Origin of the sequence: Arthrobacter sp. GCM10027362 (assembly GCF_042679445.1) — a bacterium.
Lineage (GTDB): Bacteria > Actinomycetota > Actinomycetes > Actinomycetales > Micrococcaceae > Crystallibacter.
Map to the genome: position 1 here is coordinate 1 of NZ_JBHTML010000420.1, position 753 is coordinate 753.

1 protein-coding gene is annotated in these 753 nt (G+C 72.8%); it reads left to right on the forward strand.

What is annotated here, in order from left to right:
• Positions 1 to 735, forward strand: a 735-nt coding sequence (locus tag ACFQ36_RS23115; protein WP_377017952.1) for an oxygenase MpaB family protein, incomplete at its 5' end; no start/stop codon positions are given.
• Positions 736 to 753: the final 18 nt, after the last annotated feature.

Sequence of the window (753 nt, forward strand, 5' to 3'; positions counted from 1 at the left end):
GCGGGGCGGGCCCTGCTGCTGCAGATCGCCCATCCTGCCATCGGCCATGCCGTGGCCGAGCACAGCAATTTCGCCGAGCGCCCGCTGGACCGGCTCCGCACCACGATGGGCTATGTCTATGCCGTGGTCTACGGCACCGCCGGCCAGGTGGCCGCCGTCCGGCGCGCCGCGAACCGGGCCCATGCCCGCGTCCGCCGCAGGCCGGACGCGGCCTCGCGGGGGTACAACGCCTTCGACGCCGAAACCCAGCTCTGGGTGGTGGCCACCCTGTACGAGACCATGGTCACGGTCCACGAGAAGATCCACGGCCCGCTCGACGACGCCTCCGCCGATCTCATCTACCGCGAGTACGCCAGGATCGGCACCGCCCTGCAGCTGCCGCAGCAGCTGTGGCCGGCCGACCGGGCCGCCTTCGGCGCCTACTGGGACCGCACCCTGGCCGGGCTGAAAGCGGACGAGGTCGCGGTGCGCCTGGCACGGGAGCTGCTCTATCCGCCGGCCGGACCGGCCCTGATGCGCCTGCTCATGCCGGCGGCGCGCCTGATCACGGCGGGGCTGCTGCCGTGCCGGCTCCGGCAGGAGTTCCGGCTGCCGTGGAACCGGGGGCACCGGCTGTGTTTCGAGCACACGCTCAGACTGCTGGCCGGGGTCTATCCGCTGCTTCCGCAGCGGCTCAGGCACTGGCCGAAGAACCACTACCTCGGCCAGGTCGCCCCGGCGTTCGGGCCCACCTAGCACAGCCGGCACCCTGCG